At 32.5% G+C, this 23,158-nt stretch carries 20 protein-coding genes and 1 other annotated feature; of the genes, 9 read left to right on the top strand and 11 right to left on the bottom strand.

The window, feature by feature from the left end:
* Position 1 precedes the first annotated feature (1 nt).
* A complete protein-coding gene (locus JJD95_RS11435; RefSeq protein ID WP_291643152.1) occupies positions 2-796 on the bottom strand; it encodes an electron transfer flavoprotein subunit beta/FixA family protein in 795 nt (264 codons plus the stop codon).
* 129 nt (positions 797-925) lie between these two features.
* On the bottom strand, positions 926-2,398 hold the full coding sequence (locus tag JJD95_RS11430) for an FAD-binding oxidoreductase (RefSeq protein WP_291643151.1): 1,473 nt from the start codon (positions 2,396-2,398) through the stop codon (positions 926-928).
* A gap of 277 nt (positions 2,399-2,675) precedes the next feature.
* Here JJD95_RS11430 and JJD95_RS11425 point away from each other — a divergent pair, with 277 nt between their 5' ends.
* From JJD95_RS11425 to JJD95_RS11405, 5 genes are all read left to right on the top strand, one after another.
* Complete coding sequence (locus JJD95_RS11425) at positions 2,676-3,431, top strand: SIS domain-containing protein (protein ID WP_291643150.1); 756 nt, start codon at positions 2,676-2,678, stop codon at positions 3,429-3,431.
* Between the two features lie 320 nt (positions 3,432-3,751).
* Complete coding sequence (locus tag JJD95_RS11420; RefSeq protein WP_291643149.1) at positions 3,752-4,174, top strand: HutP family protein; 423 nt, start codon at positions 3,752-3,754, stop codon at positions 4,172-4,174.
* A gap of 244 nt (positions 4,175-4,418) precedes the next feature.
* Positions 4,419-5,435 carry an ABC transporter substrate-binding protein gene (locus JJD95_RS11415; protein WP_291643148.1) on the top strand — a complete coding sequence of 339 codons (1,017 nt, stop codon included), beginning with the start codon at positions 4,419-4,421 and terminating at the stop codon, positions 5,433-5,435.
* Positions 5,435-6,325, top strand: coding sequence for an ABC transporter permease (locus JJD95_RS11410; RefSeq protein WP_291643147.1), 891 nt, complete (start codon positions 5,435-5,437; stop codon positions 6,323-6,325). The genes JJD95_RS11415 and JJD95_RS11410 overlap by 1 nt, the downstream gene beginning before the upstream one ends.
* A complete protein-coding gene (locus JJD95_RS11405) occupies positions 6,300-7,097 on the top strand; it encodes an ABC transporter ATP-binding protein (RefSeq protein WP_291643146.1) in 798 nt (265 codons plus the stop codon). The genes JJD95_RS11410 and JJD95_RS11405 overlap by 26 nt, the downstream gene beginning before the upstream one ends.
* Positions 7,098-7,253: 156 nt before the next feature.
* On the opposite strand, the gene JJD95_RS11400 is transcribed toward JJD95_RS11405, so the two are convergent.
* The 3 genes from JJD95_RS11400 to JJD95_RS11390 form a co-directional block, all read right to left on the bottom strand.
* Positions 7,254-9,251, bottom strand: coding sequence for a molybdopterin-dependent oxidoreductase (locus JJD95_RS11400; RefSeq protein ID WP_291643145.1), 1,998 nt, complete (start codon positions 9,249-9,251; stop codon positions 7,254-7,256).
* 50 nt (positions 9,252-9,301) lie between these two features.
* Positions 9,302-9,781, bottom strand: a complete 480-nt coding sequence (locus JJD95_RS11395) for a hypothetical protein (protein ID WP_291643144.1) — start codon at positions 9,779-9,781, stop codon at positions 9,302-9,304.
* 102 nt (positions 9,782-9,883) lie between these two features.
* The gene (locus JJD95_RS11390) at positions 9,884-10,621 is read right to left on the bottom strand and encodes a TatD family hydrolase (protein WP_291643143.1); all 738 of its coding nucleotides are present in this window, start codon (positions 10,619-10,621) and stop codon (positions 9,884-9,886) included.
* 187 nt (positions 10,622-10,808) lie between these two features.
* Here JJD95_RS11390 and JJD95_RS11385 point away from each other — a divergent pair, with 187 nt between their 5' ends.
* The 3 genes from JJD95_RS11385 to brnQ all read left to right on the top strand — a co-directional run bounded on the left by JJD95_RS11385 (position 10,809) and on the right by brnQ (position 15,787).
* Positions 10,809-12,836, top strand: a complete 2,028-nt coding sequence (locus JJD95_RS11385) for a transporter substrate-binding domain-containing protein (protein ID WP_291643142.1) — start codon at positions 10,809-10,811, stop codon at positions 12,834-12,836.
* Between the two features lie 10 nt (positions 12,837-12,846).
* The gene (locus JJD95_RS11380) at positions 12,847-14,190 is read left to right on the top strand and encodes a sigma-54 dependent transcriptional regulator (protein ID WP_291643141.1); all 1,344 of its coding nucleotides are present in this window, start codon (positions 12,847-12,849) and stop codon (positions 14,188-14,190) included.
* 289 nt (positions 14,191-14,479) lie between these two features.
* A complete protein-coding gene (brnQ, locus tag JJD95_RS11375) occupies positions 14,480-15,787 on the top strand; it encodes a branched-chain amino acid transport system II carrier protein (RefSeq protein WP_291643140.1) in 1,308 nt (435 codons plus the stop codon).
* A 150-nt stretch (positions 15,788-15,937) separates the two neighbouring features.
* Here brnQ and JJD95_RS11370 read toward each other — a convergent pair whose 3' ends face one another.
* The 5 genes from JJD95_RS11370 to JJD95_RS11350 form a co-directional block, all read right to left on the bottom strand.
* The gene (locus JJD95_RS11370; protein WP_367114809.1) at positions 15,938-16,561 is read right to left on the bottom strand and encodes a hypothetical protein; all 624 of its coding nucleotides are present in this window, start codon (positions 16,559-16,561) and stop codon (positions 15,938-15,940) included.
* Between the two features lie 32 nt (positions 16,562-16,593).
* Positions 16,594-17,163, bottom strand: coding sequence for an indolepyruvate oxidoreductase subunit beta (locus tag JJD95_RS11365; protein ID WP_291643138.1), 570 nt, complete (start codon positions 17,161-17,163; stop codon positions 16,594-16,596).
* Between the two features lies 1 nt (position 17,164).
* Complete coding sequence (gene iorA, locus JJD95_RS11360) at positions 17,165-18,949, bottom strand: indolepyruvate ferredoxin oxidoreductase subunit alpha (protein WP_291643137.1); 1,785 nt, start codon at positions 18,947-18,949, stop codon at positions 17,165-17,167.
* 206 nt (positions 18,950-19,155) lie between these two features.
* Positions 19,156-21,042, bottom strand: a complete 1,887-nt coding sequence (locus tag JJD95_RS11355) for a sigma 54-interacting transcriptional regulator (protein ID WP_291643136.1) — start codon at positions 21,040-21,042, stop codon at positions 19,156-19,158.
* A gap of 54 nt (positions 21,043-21,096) precedes the next feature.
* Entirely contained in the window at positions 21,097-21,252 is a 156-nt protein-coding gene (locus JJD95_RS11350; RefSeq protein WP_291643135.1) for a hypothetical protein, read from the bottom strand.
* Between the two features lie 135 nt (positions 21,253-21,387).
* Positions 21,388-21,712: a binding site (T-box leader), on the top strand.
* A 143-nt stretch (positions 21,713-21,855) separates the two neighbouring features.
* Here JJD95_RS11350 and JJD95_RS11345 point away from each other — a divergent pair.
* Positions 21,856-22,008 (top strand): hypothetical protein, encoded by a 153-nt coding sequence (locus JJD95_RS11345; protein ID WP_291643134.1) that lies wholly within the window; start codon positions 21,856-21,858, stop codon positions 22,006-22,008.
* 255 nt (positions 22,009-22,263) lie between these two features.
* On the opposite strand, the gene JJD95_RS11340 is transcribed toward JJD95_RS11345, so the two are convergent.
* Positions 22,264-23,158: amidohydrolase (locus tag JJD95_RS11340; RefSeq protein ID WP_291643133.1), on the bottom strand; the 895-nt coding region annotated here is incomplete at its 5' end.

The following is a 23,158-nucleotide window of genomic DNA, read 5'->3' as shown; positions in this document are numbered from 1 at the left end:
ATTAAACAAATCCTTTATCTTTTAGAAATTTATACACCACTTCAATTCCTACCTCATCATTACGCACAACCACTTTTTCTTTCTTATGAAGTTCCCTCACAAAAGTTCTATTTACTTTCGTTAATGACCCTGAAGTACCCACCTCATCTTGTAGAAACTCCAATTCTTCATTTGTAATCACTGATATTCTATCTTTTACATTAAGTTCTAAATCCTTGTATTTTACAAAAGGTAATTTATATTTACTCTCTTTTCCTATACTTAAAACACATGGAAGTGCCATTTCGTATTTTGAGAAGTTTTTTTCACAATCAACAATAACTATCACACTATCATTTTCTAAACTCTCCTCGTAAATCTTCACAATATTAGATAGTTGACTAAGTTGTAATATCTCAGCAAGTTGCGCCGGAATGTGGGCAGTATCCCCATCCAATGAATGACTTCCAGTAAGAATGAAATCATATTCCTCTTCCCTTAAATACTTAGCTATGATTTTACTTGTTACATAAGTATCACTACCCACATAAAGTTTATCAGATATGAGCGTTGCTTTATCAACATTTATCCTAAGCAAATCCTCTATAAGTGGAATAGTGTTTTGTGGAGCCATACTAACTATTTCTACAAAAGTATCTTGATTTTTTTCTTTTACTTTTAGAGCAAAGGCCAAGGCACAGGCATCCTCTGGATTAAGGATTAACTTCACATTTTCTCTAACCAATATATTTTTTCCGTAATCATACGTGAAATTATCCACATCTGGAACGAACTTAACTAGACAAATTATTTTCAACTTTTGCTTTCTCCTTTTTTCCGAAGAATCGGTCTACTTCTTCTTTCTTTTCAACTAATCCTTTTCTTAGTGTTCTTTATGTATACCACAGACTTAAGAATTTACTCTTAAGTCTGTGGTAGTAATTTATTATTTTTGATATTTAATGCCTTCTTCTTGTGGGTAGATTGTTCCAAAGTTCATAATGCCCTTTGGATCGAAAGCTTCTTTTAATTTTTCTAATATATAATATGCGCTGCCATGTTCTGCTTTTGTCCATTCGTTACGAAACTTTCCAATTCCATGGTGGTGACACATAGAGCCTCCAAGTTTTAATGTTTCCTCCACAATAATTGTTTGTATTGGATGGTGGTATATCCTCATTTCATCTTCTGGTGCACAATTGATATTATAATTATAAACAAAGTACATATTAGCTCCGTTTATGTAACTATGAGATGAATGTCCACCGAGCATTGTAAGGTCGCTTGGACGCTTAAATTCAGTTTTAATCCTGTTAAGAACGCTATCATATATTTTAGGAAGCATTTCCCAGTTAGCTGAAATTTCAGTTGTATATCCGTCATGTTTATCATTATCAATCATTCCTTGGAACTCATCATCAATATCTTGTTGTGACCAGTTCAAATGATTAAACCAATCTTCTATAAGTTTACTATCTACTTTTTCGATAATACTATCATTGAATTTTTCAGTAGCATCTTCAATCCCTGTGCATACAGCATTTACTGTTTCTTTATTTCCTTCAGCCATAAATATTAACACACATTTGCCCTTGTAAAAGTGATAGAAATGTTGTCTTGCATCTTCCTCGGAATATGTTCGAGCGACAGATGGGCGATACCCATTAACCATAACTTCTCTTAATACTTTAATTCCAGATTCAACATCTTTTATAAGGTATCCATAAAACTTATTATTCTCTGGGAAAATTTTAAATAATTTAACTGTAACTTCAGTAATATAGCATAATGTTCCTTCATTACCAATAACAACGTGTCGTATATCTGGTCCTCCAGCACGGCGAGAAACATTCTTAATTCTTGAAATATGTCCATCTGGGAAAACGCATTCAAGTCCTACTACCATATCCTCAATTCCACCGTATAAAGTTGAGAATTGTCCAATACTTCTCGTTGCTACGAGGCCTCCATATTGAGCAACTGGCTTAGATTGTGGAGAATGTCCTGTTGTATATCCTACTTTTCGGAGTTCATCTTCAAGTACTTGTAGCGGAACTCCCGCTTGCACAGTTGCTTCCATGTTATATTCATCAATTTTAACAATCTTATTCAGATGCTTCCCATCGATTACAAGTGTTAGTTCCTTCCAGTTTTCTAGACCACCTTCCGTAGCAGTCTTGCCACTTCTAGGGATTACATTAACATTGTTTTCATTGCAATACATTAATAGTGATTTTACCTCATCCACAGACTTTGGAAACACAATAGCTGTAGGTACTGGAACATCTAATACTTTTTTGGCTTTTGCATATTTTTTATAGCGATCTGCAGCTGCATCATATAAATCATCATAATTTGTGTTAATTTGTTCTTCTGATAAAATATCCTTCAAATCTTCTAATATTCTTTCCTTATTCAATTTACATTGCCTCCTTAATTTCTAATTCATTCGATCTATAACAGTAGAATACTATATTCAAAATTACATGTCAACTTTTTAGTGGAAAATTATTCGTTTTGTTTTGAATTATTCTAATAAAACGGAAAACTTTCCACGTCTATTGTGAATACCCTTATTAAATTACTTTACTAACACTTTCTCTAGTGTTACAATCAAAATACAAGTAGTTGTTAAATTACTTAGTAAAATAAGGAGTATATTTAGATTATCTGATAGAGATTATCTAATAGTGATTATGATAAATATTGACTTTAACAAATTGAATCCTTTGGAAAAAAAGATTAATGAAACTCTTATTACTTTATCAAAAACTGTTACCAATATTAAAATAACAAAAGCAGCTGAAGCCTGTGATTGTTCTTTGTCTAAAATTTCGAAATTTGTGAAAAAACTTGGATTCAACAATTATAAACAATATATTGATTTTTTATATGGTAAGGGCCTTCCTGAAAACAAATCTTCAATAGAGCTTGAGCGAATTAAAAATTTTATAGATGATTTTGATACATCTTTGGTTGATGAATTTATAGAACTTATAAATTCTTATGAAAAGATTATTCTTTTTGGTTATGGACCTTCGTTTACTTGTACCCAATATCTTGAATACAAATTGCGGATCAACACAAATAAGTTTGTTATTGCTGTACCTGATGAAGTTTCTGTAGAAAGTTTAATTGATGACAAAAGTCTACTTGTTATTTTTTCTACAACAGGTAAATTCAAGTCTTTTGAACGAATTAACAACCTTTCAAGAGAGAAAAATTGTCAAGTTTTATTGATTGTTGAAGAATACAATGCTTCCTTACTAGCTCATTATGATAAGATATTTTGGATGTCAAAATTCCTTCAACCAGATAATCTTAAACCCCATGAAAAATCAAGAATCGTTTTTTTTATATTCATAGAAGAAGTTATTCAACATATTATTTTTAATAATCGCCAGAAGAATCTTGAACAAAAACAAATAAATACTGAGCAAGAAGATATATAGTTCTTTAATAAGGGCAATAATTAATTTCATCTTCATATTCTTTGCATTCTTTAATAATAGTATTCATCATCAATAATAATGTCTGGAACAAATAAGGCCCCCCACTATTCATAGCAGGACACTATCAGTTAAATCCTGTTGTTTTCCTTCCATATAAAAGAGGTACCCTTAAGGATACCTCTGCTCTTGTTAGTCTGTTATTTTCTTTTTAAAAACATAAACTGCTGCAATTAATAAAGTTAGTACCGTCTTGGGTATTAAGCGTTAAAATAATTTTAAAATACAATTAATCAAATTATAAATTATGGAGGTAAAAACAAATGAATATACAAAGTACTGATGTGGCAAGGGCTTCTATAGAAATGTCCATATCTTCTAGAGAAGATGAAAAGACATTAACTGAGTCTTTTAAAAATAAAGGAATTTTGACTGTGGCTGTAGATATTGGTGGAAATTTTAATGATACTGTATCAAAGGTCATAGAAAGAGCCTTAGTTGCATCTAAAAAGAAAGGGCTTATAAAAGAAGATTATCATGTACATGATGGCGCTGTAGTTGGAGCTACAAGAGAGGCTCTTGCTCAAATTATGCAAAAAGCAAGTGGATTCAATGTAGGCGGAAAAGTTGGTATAGCTAGAAGTGGAGAGCATATTAGTGTATGCATATTTATGAGCATAGGATTACTCCATTTAAACGAAGTAGTAATTGGACTAAGTCACCGCTCCATTCCAGCTGTATATTGACAAATTTACATATACATACTACAATTGCTGAGTAGGATAGTAGTTTTTAATAATACCCAAAATCAGATTAATAAAATAGTAGTATGGTAGTTTATGTAGAACATATAGAATTTTAAACCTAAGGATTTTTTTGAAAAATCTCCTTAGGTTTGTATTGTTATATAAAAGTTCTGGTGACTCAGAACTTTTTTTATTTTCAATATTAAATTCAATATGAAAATATTATTTTTGGAGGATTGGTAGAATGGTAGCAAACAAAAAAATTTCATTTCTGACAGCAGTTTTATTAGCTGCATCAATTTTAGGAGGGTGTGCAAAAACATCCGTAGGTGACCCTGATCAAAAACTTAATGACAAAAAAGTAATCAAAATTGGTATTACACAAATTGTCGAGCATCCTGCTCTTGACTCGGCTAGAGAAGGATTTATCGAAGCCTTAAAATCTAAAGGATATGAAGACGGGAAAAATATTAAAATAGATTATCAAAATGCTCAAGGAGATATGCCCACAGCTCAAAGTATAGCTCAAAGCTTTGTATCACAAAAAGAAGATTTAATATTTGCAGTGGCAACACCTACTGCTCAAGCAGCGTTTAATGCAACAAAAGATATTCCAATACTTATAACTGCGGTAACAGACCCAGTTAATGCAGGTCTTGCAAAATCACTTGAAAATTCTGGTACTAATGTGACAGGGACTTCAGACAATGTTTCAATAGAGAAACAGTTTGAGCTGTTAAAAGAATTAATACCCAGTGCCAAAAAAGTAGGAATTCTTTACAACACAAGTGAAAGTAACTCAGAAGTCCAGGTTAACAATGCAAAGAAAGTAGCTGGAAACTTTGGGCTAGAAATTGTAACGGCTGGGATAACAAATGTAAATGAAGTTCAGCAATCCTTAAGTTCAATAATTGGAAAAATAGATGTACTATATATCCCTACAGACAATGTATTAGCATCAGCTATGCCTGTTATAGCAAATGCATGTTTTAAGAAAAACCTCCCTATAATTGGTGCCGAAAAAGGGATAGTAGTACAAGGGGCACTTGCGACTATTGGTATCGATTATAGTAAACTAGGATTTCAAACAGGACTTATGGCGGTAGATATAATTGAAGGTAAGAATCCGAGTGAGCTTCCTATTACAATGTTAAAAGATATGCAACTGTTTATTAATGAAGATGCAGCAAAGAAATTAAACATAAAAATCCCACAAGACTTAGCTACTAAAGCAGAAAAAATAACAGGCGGAGTTAACTAATGGATATACTAATGAACGTGATTGAGCAAGGGTTAATATTCTCTATAGCAGCTTTTGGAATATATATAACCTATAGAATATTAGATTTTCCAGATTTATCAGTAGATGGTACCTTCCCTTTAGGCGCCGCAATAACTGGACTTTGCCTATTAAAAGGAATAAATCCCTTTGCAGCATGTGTTTTATCTTTTGGTGCAGGATGTTTGGGTGGTATTTTAACAGGATTACTTCATGTTAAACTAAAAATAACAAACCTTTTATCAGGAATTTTAGTTATGATAGCACTTTATTCTATAAATTTGAGAATAATGGGAAAGTCTAATATTCCTTTATTTGATAAACAGACTATATTTTCTAATAACATAGATATTTTAATAATTTTATTTGCATTTATGATTATAGTAAAGATAGGTTTAGACCTATTTTTAAAAACTAAACTGGGGTTTGTTTTAAAGGCTGTGGGAGATAATCCCCAGCTAGTAGCATCCCTTAGTATAAATCCAGATAGTATAAAATTAATTGGTCTTGCAGTTTCAAATGGACTCGTAGCTCTATCTGGTTCAATGATGGCTCAATACCAAGGGTTCTCTGATGTTGGAATGGGAACTGGGACTGTAGTAATGAGACTTGCTGCTGTTATAATAGGAGAATCTGTATTTGGCAGAATTAGAGTATTAAAACCAACTACAACAGCGTTACTCGGTTCAATGCTATATAAGGGATCCATAGCAATAGCATTAATGCTTGGACTCCCATCCACAGATTTAAAATTAATAACCGCTCTAATTGTAGTTTTAGCTTTATCTTTAAACGGTAAAAAATTAAGTTTTAAAGTAAAGAAATCTAAAGTTGGAGGTGAGTCTATTGTTAAAAATACAGAAGCTGCATAAAGTATTTAATAAAAACACTATAAATGAGAATGTATTATATGATAGTTTATCTTTGAACATAAATAAAGGCGACTTCATTACCATAATAGGGAGTAATGGCGCTGGCAAATCTACTCTTCTTAACTTGATATGTGGTACTTTAAATGCAGATGAAGGCTCAATTATTTTAGATGGAAAAGAAATAAGTAAACTGCCAGAATACAAAAGAACAAAACATATAGGAAGAGTTTTTCAAGATCCTTCAAAGGGCGTTTCTCCAAACATGACAATACTAGAAAATATGTCTATGGCTTATAATAAAGGACATAGGTACGGCCTAAAGCTATGTGTAAATAAAAGAAATTTACAGATGTTTAATGAAATTCTATCTGAAGTTAACCTAGGCCTTGAAGATAAACTTCATACTAATGCAGGGCTTTTATCCGGTGGACAAAGACAAGCTCTATCATTAATGATGGCAGTAATGTGCAAACCTAAGCTTCTTCTTTTAGATGAACACATAGCAGCTTTGGATCCTAAAACCTCTGAACGGATAATAGAAATTACTGGCAAAGTGGTTAAGGACAATAAAATAACTACACTTATGGTAACTCACAATTTAACTCATGCAATAAACTTAGGTAATAGACTATTTATGATGCATGGTGGAAAAATAGTTATGGATGTTTCAGGAGATGAAAAACAGAAACTAAGCATAGATAAACTTTTAAAAGCCTTCGGAAAAGTTCAAGAAAATGAAGATGGCTTAAGTGACAGAGTTTTATTCTCTTAAATATCGAAATTTTATATAATAAAAAAATATGATATTAAATTTTCAATGGGTTCCCTTTTTAGGTGCATATGTAGTAATTTTCACATTAAATAGCATGTGTTTAACAATAGGATAAGCAGAAGGTTTAACAGCTTTCTGCTTATTTTTGTTTTGTAATTATTTACTTTTATAAGTAACCTTGCTAACTAATTTACAAAAACTCTCATAGTATGCGGCTTGGTCCCCTATATCACTTACTTCATTAGTTGTCAGCATATTTATTGAGCCACTTTTATGCCACATACCTTCATAGATCATAATTATATTTTCCCCTACAATATCGCTTATAAGTAGATATGCTTCGATTTCACCGTACTCTGACTTTACTTTTACTAATTGGTTATTTTCAAAGCCCTGCTGCTTTAATGTGTTTTCATTTATATAAGCTATTGGTTTTTCTTCTTCAAAGGCAAAATGCTGGGAATTAAGTGAGTTTTTTGAATGAGGTGTTAATAACCTTAGTGAATAGTTTTCATCCCTTTCCTTTATAGGTATATATTCTGGCAACGGACTCAATCCTTGATTTTTAGCAGTTTCAGAGTAAAGTTCATATTTCCCTGACGGTGTATCAAACTTTCCATCTTTCCAAGGTATTTCTTCCCCTTCTAGGGCAAAGTAATTCTCCTTTAAGTATTCATAGGTCACATTAGCCTTATCCATAAGAGGTTTTAAGGCATTTCTAAAGAATGCTTCCTTATCAATATCTGGGTACTCTTTCAGCTCCATTTTTCTAGCAAGGCTTCTAAAAAGATCATACTCACCAATGATGTTGCGTACAGGTTCAATAACCTTCTGCGAATAGCTAAGATAAGGCGAATACATTCCTGTATAAATAAAGTCTTCTTCCTCGAGGATGCTAGTAGCTGGTAGCACAAGGTCTGCAGACCGTGCAGAATCTGTCATGAACAAATCAATAGCTACAATAAAATCGATTTTCTTAAAAGCTTCAAGAGTTTTGTTTATATCCCCTACTTGAACCAGCGGATTTCCTTTGTTTATAAACATACACTTCACTGGAGGATTATTAGTGCTTAATATAAAATCAGCAAATTGCCCTATAATATAATTTCTCTTTTTCACTTTGAACTCTTCGCTTTTATCTACATGGCTAACTACATACTTACTAATGGTTTTATGATAGTAATTAACTCCCCCTCCACTTTTACCTATATTGCCTGTGATGGCACCTAAAGAATCTATGGCTCTCACATTATTCCCACCATTTCTATATCTTTGTAGTCCATAGCCGATATAAATTGAAGAAGGCGTATTTCGGGCGTAAGCCCTTGCTAGTTTAATAATATTTTCTTTATCTACTCCTGTAATCTCCTGTGCATAATCTAAGTTGAATTTCTTTACATACTCCTTATAATCCGCGTATCCTTTAACATTTTCCACTATGAAGTTTTTATCAATCAAGTTATTCTCAATAATGTAGTTCGCTATCCCAAAAGCTAAGACACCATCCGTCCCTGGATTCAATCTAATATATTTTGAAGCTACCTTAGCAGTATTTGTTTTTATTGGATCAATAACATAAATATCTGCTCCTCTATCCTTTGCCTCTTTCAAATATTTCATCAAGTGAATGTTTGTATCTGCAGGATTTCTACCCCATATAAAAATAGTCTTAGAATTTAGTATATCTTTAGGACCATGTTCCTTATTAGAGCCAAAGTCAATCTTTTGTGCTTCTTTACCTGCACCGAGGCATAGACTACCTATGGCTTTTGTTACTCCACCATAGTAATTAAAAAACATTTCATCTACAGACTTACTAAGCCCACTATAACCAGCACTAGAGAACAAGAGTACAGATTCGGAGCCGTATTCTTTTTTATAAGAAATGAGTTTGCTAGAAATTAAATCTAAAGCTTCCTCATAACTTATGTCCACCCATTTCCCATTAACTTTCCTTTTAGGGGTTAATATTCTATCAGGATGATATACTCGCTCCAGATGTTTTCTCCCCTTTTCGCAAATTACTCCCTTAGTTAAAGGATGATGTTTATTTCCTTCTATTTTTACAATTTTGTCATTTTGTACTGTTGCTACCATAGAGCAATTCCCGAAACAATCCAGTGAACACCCAAAATTTATATTTTTCTCTTCCATAGGTTACACCTCCATTGTTGTTGGTAATAATTTTTTTTAGTTCTTCGCAATTATTTAGCAATACCTAGAGGTAGTGATTTAGCCATTCTTGTATGGTAAAGATACATTTGTTTCATTAAAATTTTTTCAGCTTGAGTCTCAGTTATAGTTCCATTATCTAAAAGTGTTATTATTGGATTTATACGTTTTATCTTTTCGCTATCCTTATATACCTTTTGTTCTTGATTAACTAAAGTTTTAGTCATTCCAACATTTACTTTTTTTGTTGATTCAGATTTATTTAAAACAGCTTTAATTTTATTAGCCTCATCCTGTGTTATAGTCTTAGTATTTAAAAGATTTTCATTTTTTATTTGTAACCCCTGTTGTATATTAGTATCAATTTGTTTAAATTCATATGTTAAAGGTGCCTTTTCATTAATGTATAACGGTTCAACAGTTGTTGCAAAAGTTATACTAAAAGATGATAAATACATGCCACCAGTTATTATTCCTGTTAGTATTTTTATTTTTAAAGATGTATTTTTCATTTTAATCTCTCCTTATTAACTTATTTTAATTACATCTAAGAATTATTATAGCAAATAAAAATGTCATATATATGTCAATAAAATGAATTTTTTTACACCATTTTAAATTCCAGTTAATTCAAAGAAATTCTCTTCCAAAATTTTTAATAATCTATCTGTCGAAATTGCTTTTCTCTCTGAAATATTTTTTATAACATCAATTATTACTCTTGGATAGCCATAATCACCATTTACCCATTCTAAAGCTGTTGGTCCATCAGTTTCCACAAGTAACCTATCTATTGGAATCCTAGCTAATATTTTCTCTGTTAATTTAGAGTAGCCTATATCAACACTTACAGTAAAATAACAGCCCAGCTCTATAAATTTATCTAATGTTTTAATATCCCCACTATACCAATGAATAATTACTTTACTATAGCTATAACTTTTAAGAATATTATAGATTTCTTCTTCTGCTCCTTTTGTGTGTATAGATATAACTTTATTTCTTTTAATACTTTCCTCTAAAATAAAATTGAAAATCATTCTTTGTGCCTCAAAGGTATCTTTATCCTCTACCCAAAAGAAATCTAAGCCTATTTCCCCTATAAACTCACTTTCCTCAATATAAGGTATTAAATCTTCAAGTTCTCCATTATATTCCACTGCCTTCCATGGGTGAATTCCAAAGGTAGCCTTAATATATTGACTCCTTTGAGTATATTCCTTATTCTTTAAGTAACTCTCTATATCCATACCATTCGCAATAGTTAGGATTTTAAAGTTATTAATTTCATTAATAGCCTCGTCTATCTTGTTATTAAAAAAATCTAAATGAGTATGTGCATCAATATACATTTTTTTCGCACCCGCCTTTAAAGATTCTATTTAGAATGGTAGTTGAACCACTTTACTTTAACATATGATAATTATACCATAATCAAGAATAATCTTTGTTGTGGCTTTTAAGCATTTTAATTTTTTCCAAAGTCATAGTTACACTCTTACCCGATTTCCTGTTATAATCATATGGGGTGAAAAAACAATGAAGAAAAAATACATATTAGGATTTTTAATTATAATAACTGCACTTATATTTACAAATAGTTATTTCAAGATAGAACACAACATGAACATAGTCGAATACTTTTCAAAAGACAATAGACTAACTGCCTCTGAAATAGAGTATTTGAAAGAACATGGAGACTTAATATATGGATCAGATCAAAACACTCCACCGCTAAGATATTTAAATCCGGATAGTGGACAATATGAGGGGCTCGTAATAGATTATCTCAATGCTCTTTCTATAGAACTAGGAGTCAACATAAAGATGAAACCTATGATTTGGAATGAAGCCCTTGAAGCCCTTGAAAGTGGAACTATAGATTTCTGTGACATGCACGCTTCCAAAGATCGCTCTCGTAGCTTTATATTTACTGACCCTATATACTATCAAAGAGGGGCAATATTAACAAAAAAAAATAATAGCAATATCAAAACACCACAGAATTTAAAAGGGAAAACTATAGCGGCAATAAAAGGAGACTATATATTTGAGCATTTGTCTGAAAATTATACTGATGTGCATGGAGTTGAAACTGAAAATTTAAGAGATGCTATTAGTCTCCTTGAAAAGGGTGAAGTAGATGCGGTCCTTGGAGATGAATCAGTAATCAACTACTATTTAACCCAAGAGGGACTCAGCCGTGAATATTCAATACTAAATGAATACTTGTACGAAAGAGCAGCAGTAATAGCAGTAAAAAAAGACAATAAAATATTATTAAAAATAATTAACAATTCAATATACCAGTTGCAAAAGAATAACACCATGGAAAGAATATATGAAAAATGGTTTGGCATATCCCCACTCATTATGAAAAATAACAACGGTGATAAATATATGCTTTTATTTAAATATGCTATACTCGTAGCAATGCTAGTAGCACTATTTTTTTATTATTGGAACAGAGAACTAAAAAAAGAAGTGAAAAAGCAAACAAATGCATTGGATATATCTAAAAACGAATTAGAGACTACTTTCAATGGACTTACCACTCATTTAATGGTGGTGGTAAACCAGGACTGTTGCGTGACAGAAGCCAACACAGCATTTTGTAAGTATATAGGATACTCTATAAATGTAGTGAAAAATATGCACTGCAAAAATGTCAATGGAATACTAGGAAGTAACTGCGACGTTTGTCTCATTAAGGATATATTTGAATATAGAACTTCAGTAGAAACAGAAGTAGAATATCAAAACAGAAAATTTAAAGTGCGAACTTATCTGTTAGATAAAATATCAAATACTAAAGAACGAGTACTAGTCATGATGGAAGATATAACTGATCTAAAACTTGCAGAACAAAAAATGTTGCAATCAAGTAAAATGGCTGCAGTAGGACAACTTGCTGCAGGTATTGCACATGAAATAAGGACGCCTCTGGGAATCATTCGGAACTATACATATTTACTTAGACGTATGAAAGAAGAAGCGGATAAAAAAGAGGCAATAGATATAATAGATAATTCAGTGACTAGAGCCAATAAAATTATAGACAATCTTTTAAACTTTTCAAGGCTTTCTGATAACAAAATACACAAAATACAAATCAATGATTTTATATCCAATCTTTATGAACTAAATAAAAAAGCCTTGAAGCAAAACCATATAGAATTCAAGTTATGTGTGGAAAGAGACTTAGAAGTAGAGCTATATAGTGAATCACTGAAACATATCTTACTAAATCTCTTTTCAAATGCTACTGATGCCATGGAGCAAGGAGGTATACTTCTGGTACACGCTTGCAAAAATGATGACAATATAATTATTGAAGTATCTGATACAGGCATGGGCATGAATGCAAATACACAATTGTATTTATTCGATCCATTTTATACTACTAAGCAAGCTAGAGAAGGCACGGGCCTTGGACTATTTATTGTTTATAACGAAGTACAAAAGATGGAAGGATCTATTAGAGTAGAAAGTAAACTTGGTGAGGGTTCGAAGTTTATAATTACTCTTCCCACAAAGATCCATGACCCTATACTAATTTTGAAATAGGAGATGGCAAATGAAAAATAAGAATTATGGAATATTAATAGTAGATGATGAAGCGGCATATTCTAAAGGACTAGCCAAAATACTCCAGATTGAGGGCTATATCATAGAAACAGTACTCTCAGCAGAAGATGCTCTGAAAAAACTCAGACACAAAAAATATCAGATGGTAGTGACAGATTTAATGATGGATGGAATGAACGGCATAGAGCTTTTAGAAAAAACAGTAGAATTAGACCAAGATATCAAAGTTATCCTTATGACTGCATATGCCACTATACCCACCGCAGTAGAAGCCATGAAAAAAGGAGCAATATCTTATTTTGTAAAAGGAAATGATCCTATTGAACTCATAGAAGAAATAGAAAAAGTATATGAAGAGTACAGCCAATTAGAACTATACTCTAAAACATATGATAAAAAAGAGAAATCGCTTTTAGAATCAGAAAATAGTGAATTTAAAAAAATTATAGATATGGCTCGAAAAGTAGCCAAAACCCCCGTCAACGTCATTTTACTTGGTGAGTCGGGAGTAGGAAAAGAAGTATTTGCAAACTTCATTCATACTCAGAGCCAGCGCAAAAACAAACCATTTGTAGCAGTAAACTGTCATGCTCTCTCTGAAAGTGTATTAGAATCTGAATTATTCGGACATATTAAGGGGGCTTTCACTGGTGCTAATGAAGAGCGAATTGGTAGATTTGAATCAGCTAACATGGGGACACTATTTCTAGATGAAATAGCTGACATGCCTTTATCCACACAAATCAAACTACTAAGAGTAATTGAAGACAGAGCAATAGAAAAAATAGGTAGCAACATAAGTACTCCCGTTGACTTTAGACTTATAACAGCCACAAATAAATCTATAGTAAAATTAATAGACCAAGGACTATTTAGAGAAGATTTCTACTATAGAATCAACACAATCATCATTGAAATACCACCACTAAGGGAACATAAAGAAGATATATATAGTTTGGCTAGTAACTTCATAGCTACGGCATCTGTGCAAATGGATAAAGAAATACATACCATAGAGCCTGAAGTTTGGGAATATTTAAACCAATATGACTATCCAGGCAATGTACGAGAATTTAAAAACATAATCGAAAGGCTGGTAGTTTTTAGTGAACATGGTGTTATTTCAAAAGATGATTTATTAATACATGAAGTTCCTTCTACAGACTATGAAGGAGATCAAACACTAAAAGCATTTAGGTCTTCAATAGAAAAAAAATACATAGAAACCGTATTAGAAAAAAACACCTTTAGCATGACAAAAACAGCAAAAATATTAGGTATCACTCGAAGACAGCTACAAAATAAAGTTAACGAATATGATATACAAAAATAAAAGTGGGCAATTTTTTTCCACAATAGGCGGAAAAAAATTGCCCACTTTTATTATGAAGATTAAAATTAAATGTAATCATTTACAACAGCATTCTAAAATATAATTCTGTTAAGTATGGATAAGCACAGACTATTACAAGAAATTAAAACTAATCTCAGTTAATTATGAAAATCATAAAATTATGGCATAATAGTTGCTATTTATAAAAGCAACTGAATACTTTGAACTCTGTTAAGTCATTTATTTATGATTCAAGTATTAAAAAATTATTATCTGGAGGTATGTTTTAATGAAAAATTCAACAAAACATTCAATTATTATAGGTTTTGCACTATTTGCAATGTTTTTCGGTGCAGGAAACCTGATTTTTCCACCGTTACTCGGAAAAGCTGCAGGAAGTGCATTTTTTTTATCCATAATAGGTTTTCTCATTACAGGAGTTGGTCTTCCACTAGCTGGAGTAATTGCCTGTGCCAAAATTAATGGTACTTACGATAAAATGGCAAATAGAGTAGGCAAAAAATTTGCTATAATAACAGGTATAGCTTTGATTCTTGTTATAGGACCGTTATTTGCAATACCAAGAACCGCTGCAACAACTTTCGAGCTTGGAATACATCCTATATTTCCATCTGTGTCACAAAACATAGTCGTTATATTTTATTTTGCAATAACACTTGCATTTGCGCTTAACCCTTCTTCAATAATTGATAATATAGGTAAGATACTTACACCCACACTTTTATTAATGTTAGCTATAATTATATTTAAAGGAATTATAGATCCTATTGGACCAATCATAAATACATCTTACAGTGGTGGATTATCAAAAGCTTTAATAGAAGGTTATCAAACAATGGATGCTATGGCTTCTGTTATATTTGCAGGAATAATTATTTCATCTATTAGATCAAAAGGTTATGAAAATGCAAGTGATATAATGAAGATTACCATAAAATCAGCTTTAGTATCTGTAGCGGGTTTAACCTTTGTATATGGTGGACTTATGTATCTTGGAACGCAAACAAGTACTTTGTTTCCAGCAGATATAGCTAGAACTAAGCTAGTTACAGAAATTATTAAGTTAGACCTAGGCAGTATTGGTGCAGTTATTCTTGGTTTATGTGTTGCTCTTGCATGCTTAACAACTTCTATTGGATTACTTGCAAGTGGAGCAGAATTCTTTGCTAAACTATCAAAGAATAAAATTTCTTACAAAACTGCTGCTGTTATTATGGCTGTCGTAAGTGGATTAATAGCTACAAAAAATGTTGATTCTATAATTGCATTGGCAGGTCCTGTTTTACAAATTCTATATCCAATTGTAATTGTTCTTATAGTTATTACATTGCTTGGTGATAAAGTTAAAAGTAATGTGGTTGTTGCTATAACTACATACACAGCGCTAATTGTTAGTATTTTAGATACTATAAATGGTATATATCCAAATAGCATTGGATTTCTTAAATCCATTCCTCTAGCAAGCGTTGGATTCTCATGGCTTATACCTACATTACTAGCTTTTATAATTTCCAACATTTCAATACAACCAAAAGAATATGATGAGGAAGCAGAAACAGAAGCTGAAGTAGCATAAATGCTGTTTCCCCTAGCATAGAATCTTTAAATGTATATGCCCATTTTTTATGTGTAAAAAAAAGAACTATCCCAAAATAGAAATTACTTTCTATTTTGAGATAGTTCTTTTCATTCTCCCCAGGAATTATTTCAACTGGGGCGTAAGTGATTATATAGCTTGAACCGATTTTTGTTTTTTAGCAATAGTAAGTAAGATACCTAATGCTATAGACAGAAATGCCGAGGCAATAACTCTATACTGTGCTGGCAGCAAAAATACTGCAGTGTGAGCAGGTATCCAGAAAAACGGACATGTTTTAATCCAAGTAAACTCCACCAATGAATGCCAATCATTTTTATCAATTAGCTCACTCATTGTAACTTTTCCACCATTTTTCTCATACTTTATATTTATATACATATCAGTAAATCTATGAAAAACCATCATCATAGGCCCAAAAGTAAGATTCATAATTGCACTACCGAAAAATGCCTGTGCAAGTACTGAACCACTAAATGGGAGTTTACCAGATGCCTGTGCTGCAGCTACTCCACCCATGTATACAGTAAATACGAGTGTAATCATCAAACCTATAACTCCCCATATAATAACTTTATATATAACTCCCTTAGGAATAACCCAATCGCCTTTTAAAATTCTTGCTCCAAGTAAATCGCCCATAGTGGCAAGTATTCCAAACTTAATAAATCCTCCTATATACGGATGTGCCTCAGTAGCACCAATAAATGCCTCTCGCGTTGCTGGTACTACTAAGATAACTATCCAAATCAATAACAGCGCCACCCATAAGAAATCTCCTTTCTTCAAGCGAGGCTCATTCCAACTTCAAAAGCCTTTAAGTTAAGTTCAACAAATTTTGGCTTAACATTATCTTCTATTATTTTTTTCCAATCTATATCTTCAAGTTCCATTGCCTTCACTAGAGTTCCTAGTAGAATAACATTCATAACTTTCGCATTCCCAAGTTTTTCAGCTTGTTTTGCAGCATCTACTACTGTTGTCTGAACTTTGGCACTCAGTTCTTCAATAATTCCTGACGGATAATCAACTTTTCCAGAAAGAATTGGCATGGAGTCCATTTCGTAATCGTTAACTATAACCTTTCCTTCTGGCTTTAAGTATTTAAGCCATCTCATAGCTTCCATTTTTTCAAAGGAAACTAATATATCAGCTCCTCCCATTTCTATTACAGGAGATTGTACATTTTCACCGTATCTAACCTGAGACGAAACTGCTCCACCCCTTTGAGACATTCCATGTATTTCGCTCATTTTAACATCGTATCCTGCTTCCATTAAGCCTGTTGTTAAAAGTTTGCTGGCAAGAATAGTACCTTGACCACCTACTCCAACTAACATTATATTCTTTGTCATATTATTTTACCTCCTTGGAAATTGCACCTACAGGGCATACTTGTTCACATATTCCACAACTAACACATGGACCCTTATCTATACTAGATTTTTTAGTTGTCTTATCAAAGGATATTGCTGGACATCCAGTTTTAAGGCATTTTTTACATCCTATACATTTATCTTCATCAACCACACAGTTACCTTGGAAAGCACCTGCAAATTCTTCTTTGTCTTCTTTAGAGAATTTTTTTAATACACAAGGCCATCTAGTAATTATTACTGATGCTTCATTTAACGCGTAAGCCCAATCTATAGTTTCTTTCATTTCTTTTAAGTCATTAGGATTTACTACTCGTACGTTTTTAATCCCACAAGCTTTTACAATTGCTTCTATATCAACCATTTCTGTTTCTAATCCTTGCAGTGTATATCCTGTACCTGGATTTTCTTGATGTCCTGTCATACCCGTAATTCTATTATCTAAAATTACATTTATGGAATTACCTTTATTATAAACAACATCTAATAATGAGTTAATTCCAGTATGGAAGAATGTAGAGTCTCCAAGTACTGATACTACTCGAGTTTCATTGTCCTTTTTCATATTAAATACTTGTTGTGCTCCATGTCCCATACTAATACTAGCACCCATACATACTGACCAGTCCATAGCGTTATATGGCTCAGCAAATCCTAGTGTATAACATCCTATATCGCCAGATATTACAGTGTTTTTCCTCTTACTGATTTCGTAGAAGAAACCTCTGTGAGGGCATCCGGCACATAGAGTTGGAGGTCTTGCAACGACTTTACATTCATCATATTCTATAGTTGCTTCACTCTTACCATAAACCGATTTTCTAATTACATCTGGAGTCATTTCTCCATTGTATGGAAAAGTATTTTTTCCAAAACATTCTATTCCCATCATTTTTAATTCATTTTCTATTATTGGATCATTTTCTTCAATCACATATATTTTATCAACTTTTGAAGCAAAGTCTTTCATCATCGCTTTAGGAAGTGGATTTGTAAATCCAAGTTTTAAATAAGATGCATTATCACCAAAGACTTCTTTAGCAAATTTGTAAGAACAGCCAGATGCAACTACACCTATTTTTGTGTCATTTAATTCAATATAATTTAAAGGTGTATTGTTTGAAAACTCTTCCAATTTGTTTAGTCTCTCTTCTACTTTTACTCTCAGCTTTGTTGAATGAGCTGGAACAGGTATATATTTTGTTATATCCTTAACATATTCTTTTAATGGAACGTCGCGTCTATCTTCACATTGCACTATTCCCTTAGAATGACAAAGTCTAGTAGTGATTCTAAAAAGTACTGGACTATCATATTTTTCACTTATTTCAAATGCATCTTTAATCATATCTTTTGCTTCTTGACTGTCAGACGGCTCAAACATTGGTATTTTAGCAAATCTTGCATAGTTTCTGTTATCTTGTTCATTCTGTGATGAATGCATGCCCGGTTCATCCCCGGATACTATAACAAGTCCACCATTAACTCCTGTATAAGCATTTGTAAAAAGTGGATCTGCTGCAACATTAAGACCGACATGCTTCATAGCAGCTATTGATCTAGCCCCTGCAAAAGATGCGCCAATTACTGCTTCTACTGCAACCTTTTCATTTGTAGCCCACTCAGCTAATATATCCTCTTTATATAAAGCAATATTTTCTAATATTTCAGTACTAGGTGTTCCTGGATATGCCGATGCAAATTTTACTCCTGCTTCATATGCTCCACGTGCAATAGCTTCGTTTCCTGTTAGTAATTTTTTCATAATTCCACTCCTTTTTTTATGATGTTTGTCCTCTTGAAGTCAAAATAGTTAGTTTCAAATTAATCGTATACATTTATAATAGCAAGAATCGTTCCAAAACAAAATACAGGCCTTAAGCCTGTATTTTGGTAAGATATTTTTCAATTTGAAAATAATATGTTAACTTACGTTAACACTTTGTTATCTTTAGTTTACATACATCTAATTTAAGATTTCGTCTTTTTCCATAACGCAGTTCTGCTTATTCCCAATTGTTTTGCCATTTCTGTTTTTGACATTCCACTACTCGTAAGCATATCTATTACTTTTTCCTCTACATATCTGTTAATTTCCTTTAAGTCTAACACCTTTTCACTAGTGTGCTCGCGGGCTTCATTTATAAATTGGTTACCCGTCTCAATTATTTCTAAATCATTTAAATTCACTTCTTTAAATATCACATATCTTTGTGCAATGTTTCTAAGTTCCCTCACATTACCAGGCCAAGAATATTCGACTAATCTTTTCTCAAGTTCACCATCTACTCTCATTCCGTCAGTTTCATCATCCAGTTTTTTTAGATAGTGCTTAAACAGCGGAAGGATATCCATTTTTCTTTCCCGAAGTGGAGGTATATGAAGTTCCAATATATTTAAACGATAGAATAAGTCTCTTCTGAAATTTCCCGCGTAAGCTTTTCTCCTTAACTCTTCATTTGCTGCAGATATGATTCTAACATCTAAAGGGATTACATAGTCAGAACCTATCCTCATTACTTCCTTCTCTTCTAAAACACGTAGTAACTTAGCTTGAAGATTAAGGGAAACGCTGTTAATTTCATCTAAAAATATCGATCCGCCATGAGCTAGTTCGAATAACCCAGGTTTGCCACCTTTCCTCGCACCCGTAAATGCGCCCTCTTCATATCCGAAAAGTTCACTTTCTAGTAAGCTCTCTGATATTGCCGCACAATTAATAGCAACAAATGGTTCGTTTTTTCTACTGCTAATATTATGAATACTTTGCGCAATCATCTCTTTTCCCGTTCCACTTTCTCCATAAATCATTACAGTACTATCAGTTAAACCAATTTTTCTTGCTTTTGCCAAAGTATTTTTCATAACGGGATCATAAGTAATAATATCTTGAAATTCGTACTTCGTAACAAGACCTTTCTTATTAAGTTCGTACCTTATCTTCTTTTCCAAGCTTTGTAACTTAGTTATGTCCTGAAATGAGCACAAAACACCATGGATGTTCTTATCCACCTCTAATATAGACGTATTTGCCGCAATAACTATTTTTTTTAGGACTTTTATTTCATTGTATCGATTTATTTTATTTTCCATTACATCCATTATAAATCCGAGTTCAGGATAAACATCTAATAATTGCTTATCTACTACATCACTGCTATCTTTTTTTAATAATTCCTCAGCTCTTTCATTATATAATATAATTTTCCCTTCTTGGTCTACTGCAACAACAGCATCATGAACTCCATCCAGAATTGTTTTTAGGACCTCATTTTTATATTTCTGCTCATATAAGTTGTCTACAAGTTCTCTAGCATACGTGATTACTTCATGAATTGACTCATTGCTGGCACCTAAATGAACAAATTCTATGCCTAATCTTTGAGCATAGCTGCAGGGAATGCCACCCCCAACTATTATTACCTGCTCCTTTTTATATAAATACTTATTTACACGTTTCTCAATTTCTTCTTTATAGCTAAACCTCTCAATTATGACATTGCCACTTATCATACTTTTCCATTCCTCATAATCAAAGTACTCTATATCCGATATAATAAGTACTATATCCTTATTAGCCTCACTTGCTGTCTTTATTGAAAATAAAATATCTAATGTAGTTATCTTTAACTGTATAACCGGAATATTCACCTTGCCGACAGTAAGACTGTACCCGCCACTTCTCGCTATAATAGCTTTGGCACCCTTATTTTCTAATATCTTTCCTTGTTTTTCTATATTATCAGGATCCAATATATCTATAATAATCCTTCCTTGCTCTACATCTTCTCTAAATAATTCTATTATACTTTTTTCTAGTTCTTTATCAGAAGCAATTACTCCAATTTTTTTATCCATATGTGCTCTCCTTAATCTTTATATACTATATATTATATCAAATTTCTAAGAGATTTAAATCATTTTTATAATAACTGATAAAAACCACTGCTTTGTTGTAATATCAAATCGTTTGAATTCTCTTTCAAGGATAGTATCCACTCTATTCGCAACTATGAAAATTACTCCAAATAAATATTGCCTATCACTCATCTTATCAACCTTACTCATAATTAACTTCCTCTCTGTACTTTAATTTTATTATTCACGAGGGAAATATGATGACTCAATATAATTTTTTTTCAAAAAATCAATTTATGTGTTCCTAAATTGCTTTTTCGAACATATACTAAAAGTAATATAATAAATAAAGCTATGATGGAGAGAAAAATATCACAGTAACCCCACAGAGAACCAACATTTGCTGAGAGTTGGTGTTGAGCAGATATATAATAATCACTCCTGAGCTGCTGAGTTGAAATTGAAACTATTGTGATGATAGATTTTATAAAAACATATCACAAAAACTGTAGTTTCACATTGAGTAAACGAAGACGGATGCCCCCGATATAGGGCTATGGTAAAGGAAATGCATTTTCATATATTTATATTTCTTTTAACCAAAATGAAGAGGTAATTTATATCAATAAATTACGAACTAGGGTGGTACCACGAATCTTTCGTCCCTATAAACATAGTTAAACTTGTTTATAGGGTGGGAGATTTTTTTATTTACTCAAAAAGGAGGCCTTATACGCGACAATACTTAAAGAAGTTAAGTGAAAATCAGAGTATCAATTCAAAATTATTATAAAATAAAAGGAGGAAATGAAAATGTTAAATATAAATGAAAAATCGGATTATATAGGAGAGACAGAAAGAATTGATAATATTTATGAAGAGACACAAAATAAATTTGAATTTGACAACCCAAATTATAAGGTGAACTTCTTTGGACTAGGCCGCGATTCAGAAGACTTGCAATAAGAATATATATACTTACTCATTCTTTGTGCCTGAGCAAGTATATAATTTACTTAAAATTAATTAAATTTAATTAAAATCTTATAAAATTTAGAGGACTTCACTTTAGCAAGTAAAGAACCTGATTCTACCAGATTACATCCATTTTTTTTACAAAGCCCCCCCCGAGCCATGTTAACACTTTGTTTACACTGCTCGGGGGGGCTTTGCGGGGCCTTTGCTACGCTTGCTACTAATATATTTGGGTAGTTATTAATTTTAGCTATTTAAGAAGTCCTTAGCATATTGTGCATATAATGCAGTACCTATTTCAAGTGCATCTTCATCTACTGTATACATTGGGTGATGTTGAGGATAACAAGCACCTTTAGCTTCATTCCCCACTCCAACAAGAGCAATTATGCCAGGAACCATATTTAGGTATTCGGCAAAATCTTCTCCTCCTGTGATTTTTTCAATAATAATAGATTTAGCACCTATTTTATCTAAGGATTTTTCTGCTATTTTCGAACAATTTGCATCATTGATTACAACTGGTGTGGCAAAGGTATATTCGAGTTCAGCATCTGCTCTATAAGCAGATGCTGTGTCACGAGCAATCCTCTTAATCATTTCAGGAAATTTATTCCTAACATCTTGATTAAAGCTTCTAGTAGTTCCGCACAAAGTTCCTTCACTTGCAATAATATTAAACCTTGTGCCTACTTGGAGAGAACCAATACTTACAACAGCTGGTTCAAGAGGACTTAATTCCCTACTTACTATAGATTGAAGGTTCATAACAATTGCTGATGATGCAACAACTGCATCAACTCCTTGATGTGGGGCAGAGCCGTGGCCCCCCTTCCCAACTACACTAATTGTAAATAAATCTGCTGAAGCCATGAGTGGTCCTTCTTGGACACATACAAAGCCACATTCTATATCACTCCATACATGAATTCCAAAAACTCCATCTACACCATCAAGAGCTCCGGCTTTTATCATTTTTTTAGCTCCTTGCGCTACTTCCTCTGCTGGCTGAAAAAGTAGCCTTACAGTACCATTAATTTCATTTTTGATTTCGTTTAGTATCATGGCAGCTCCTAAGAGCATTGATATATGGCAATCATGTCCGCATGCATGCATAAAACCTTCATTCTCAGATTTGTAT

This window comes from Clostridium sp., assembly GCF_016650035.1.
Lineage (GTDB): Bacteria > Bacillota > Clostridia > Clostridiales > Clostridiaceae > Clostridium_AD.
Note: the sequence above shows the minus strand (reverse complement) of the source record. Positions and strands in the feature narration are given on the sequence as shown.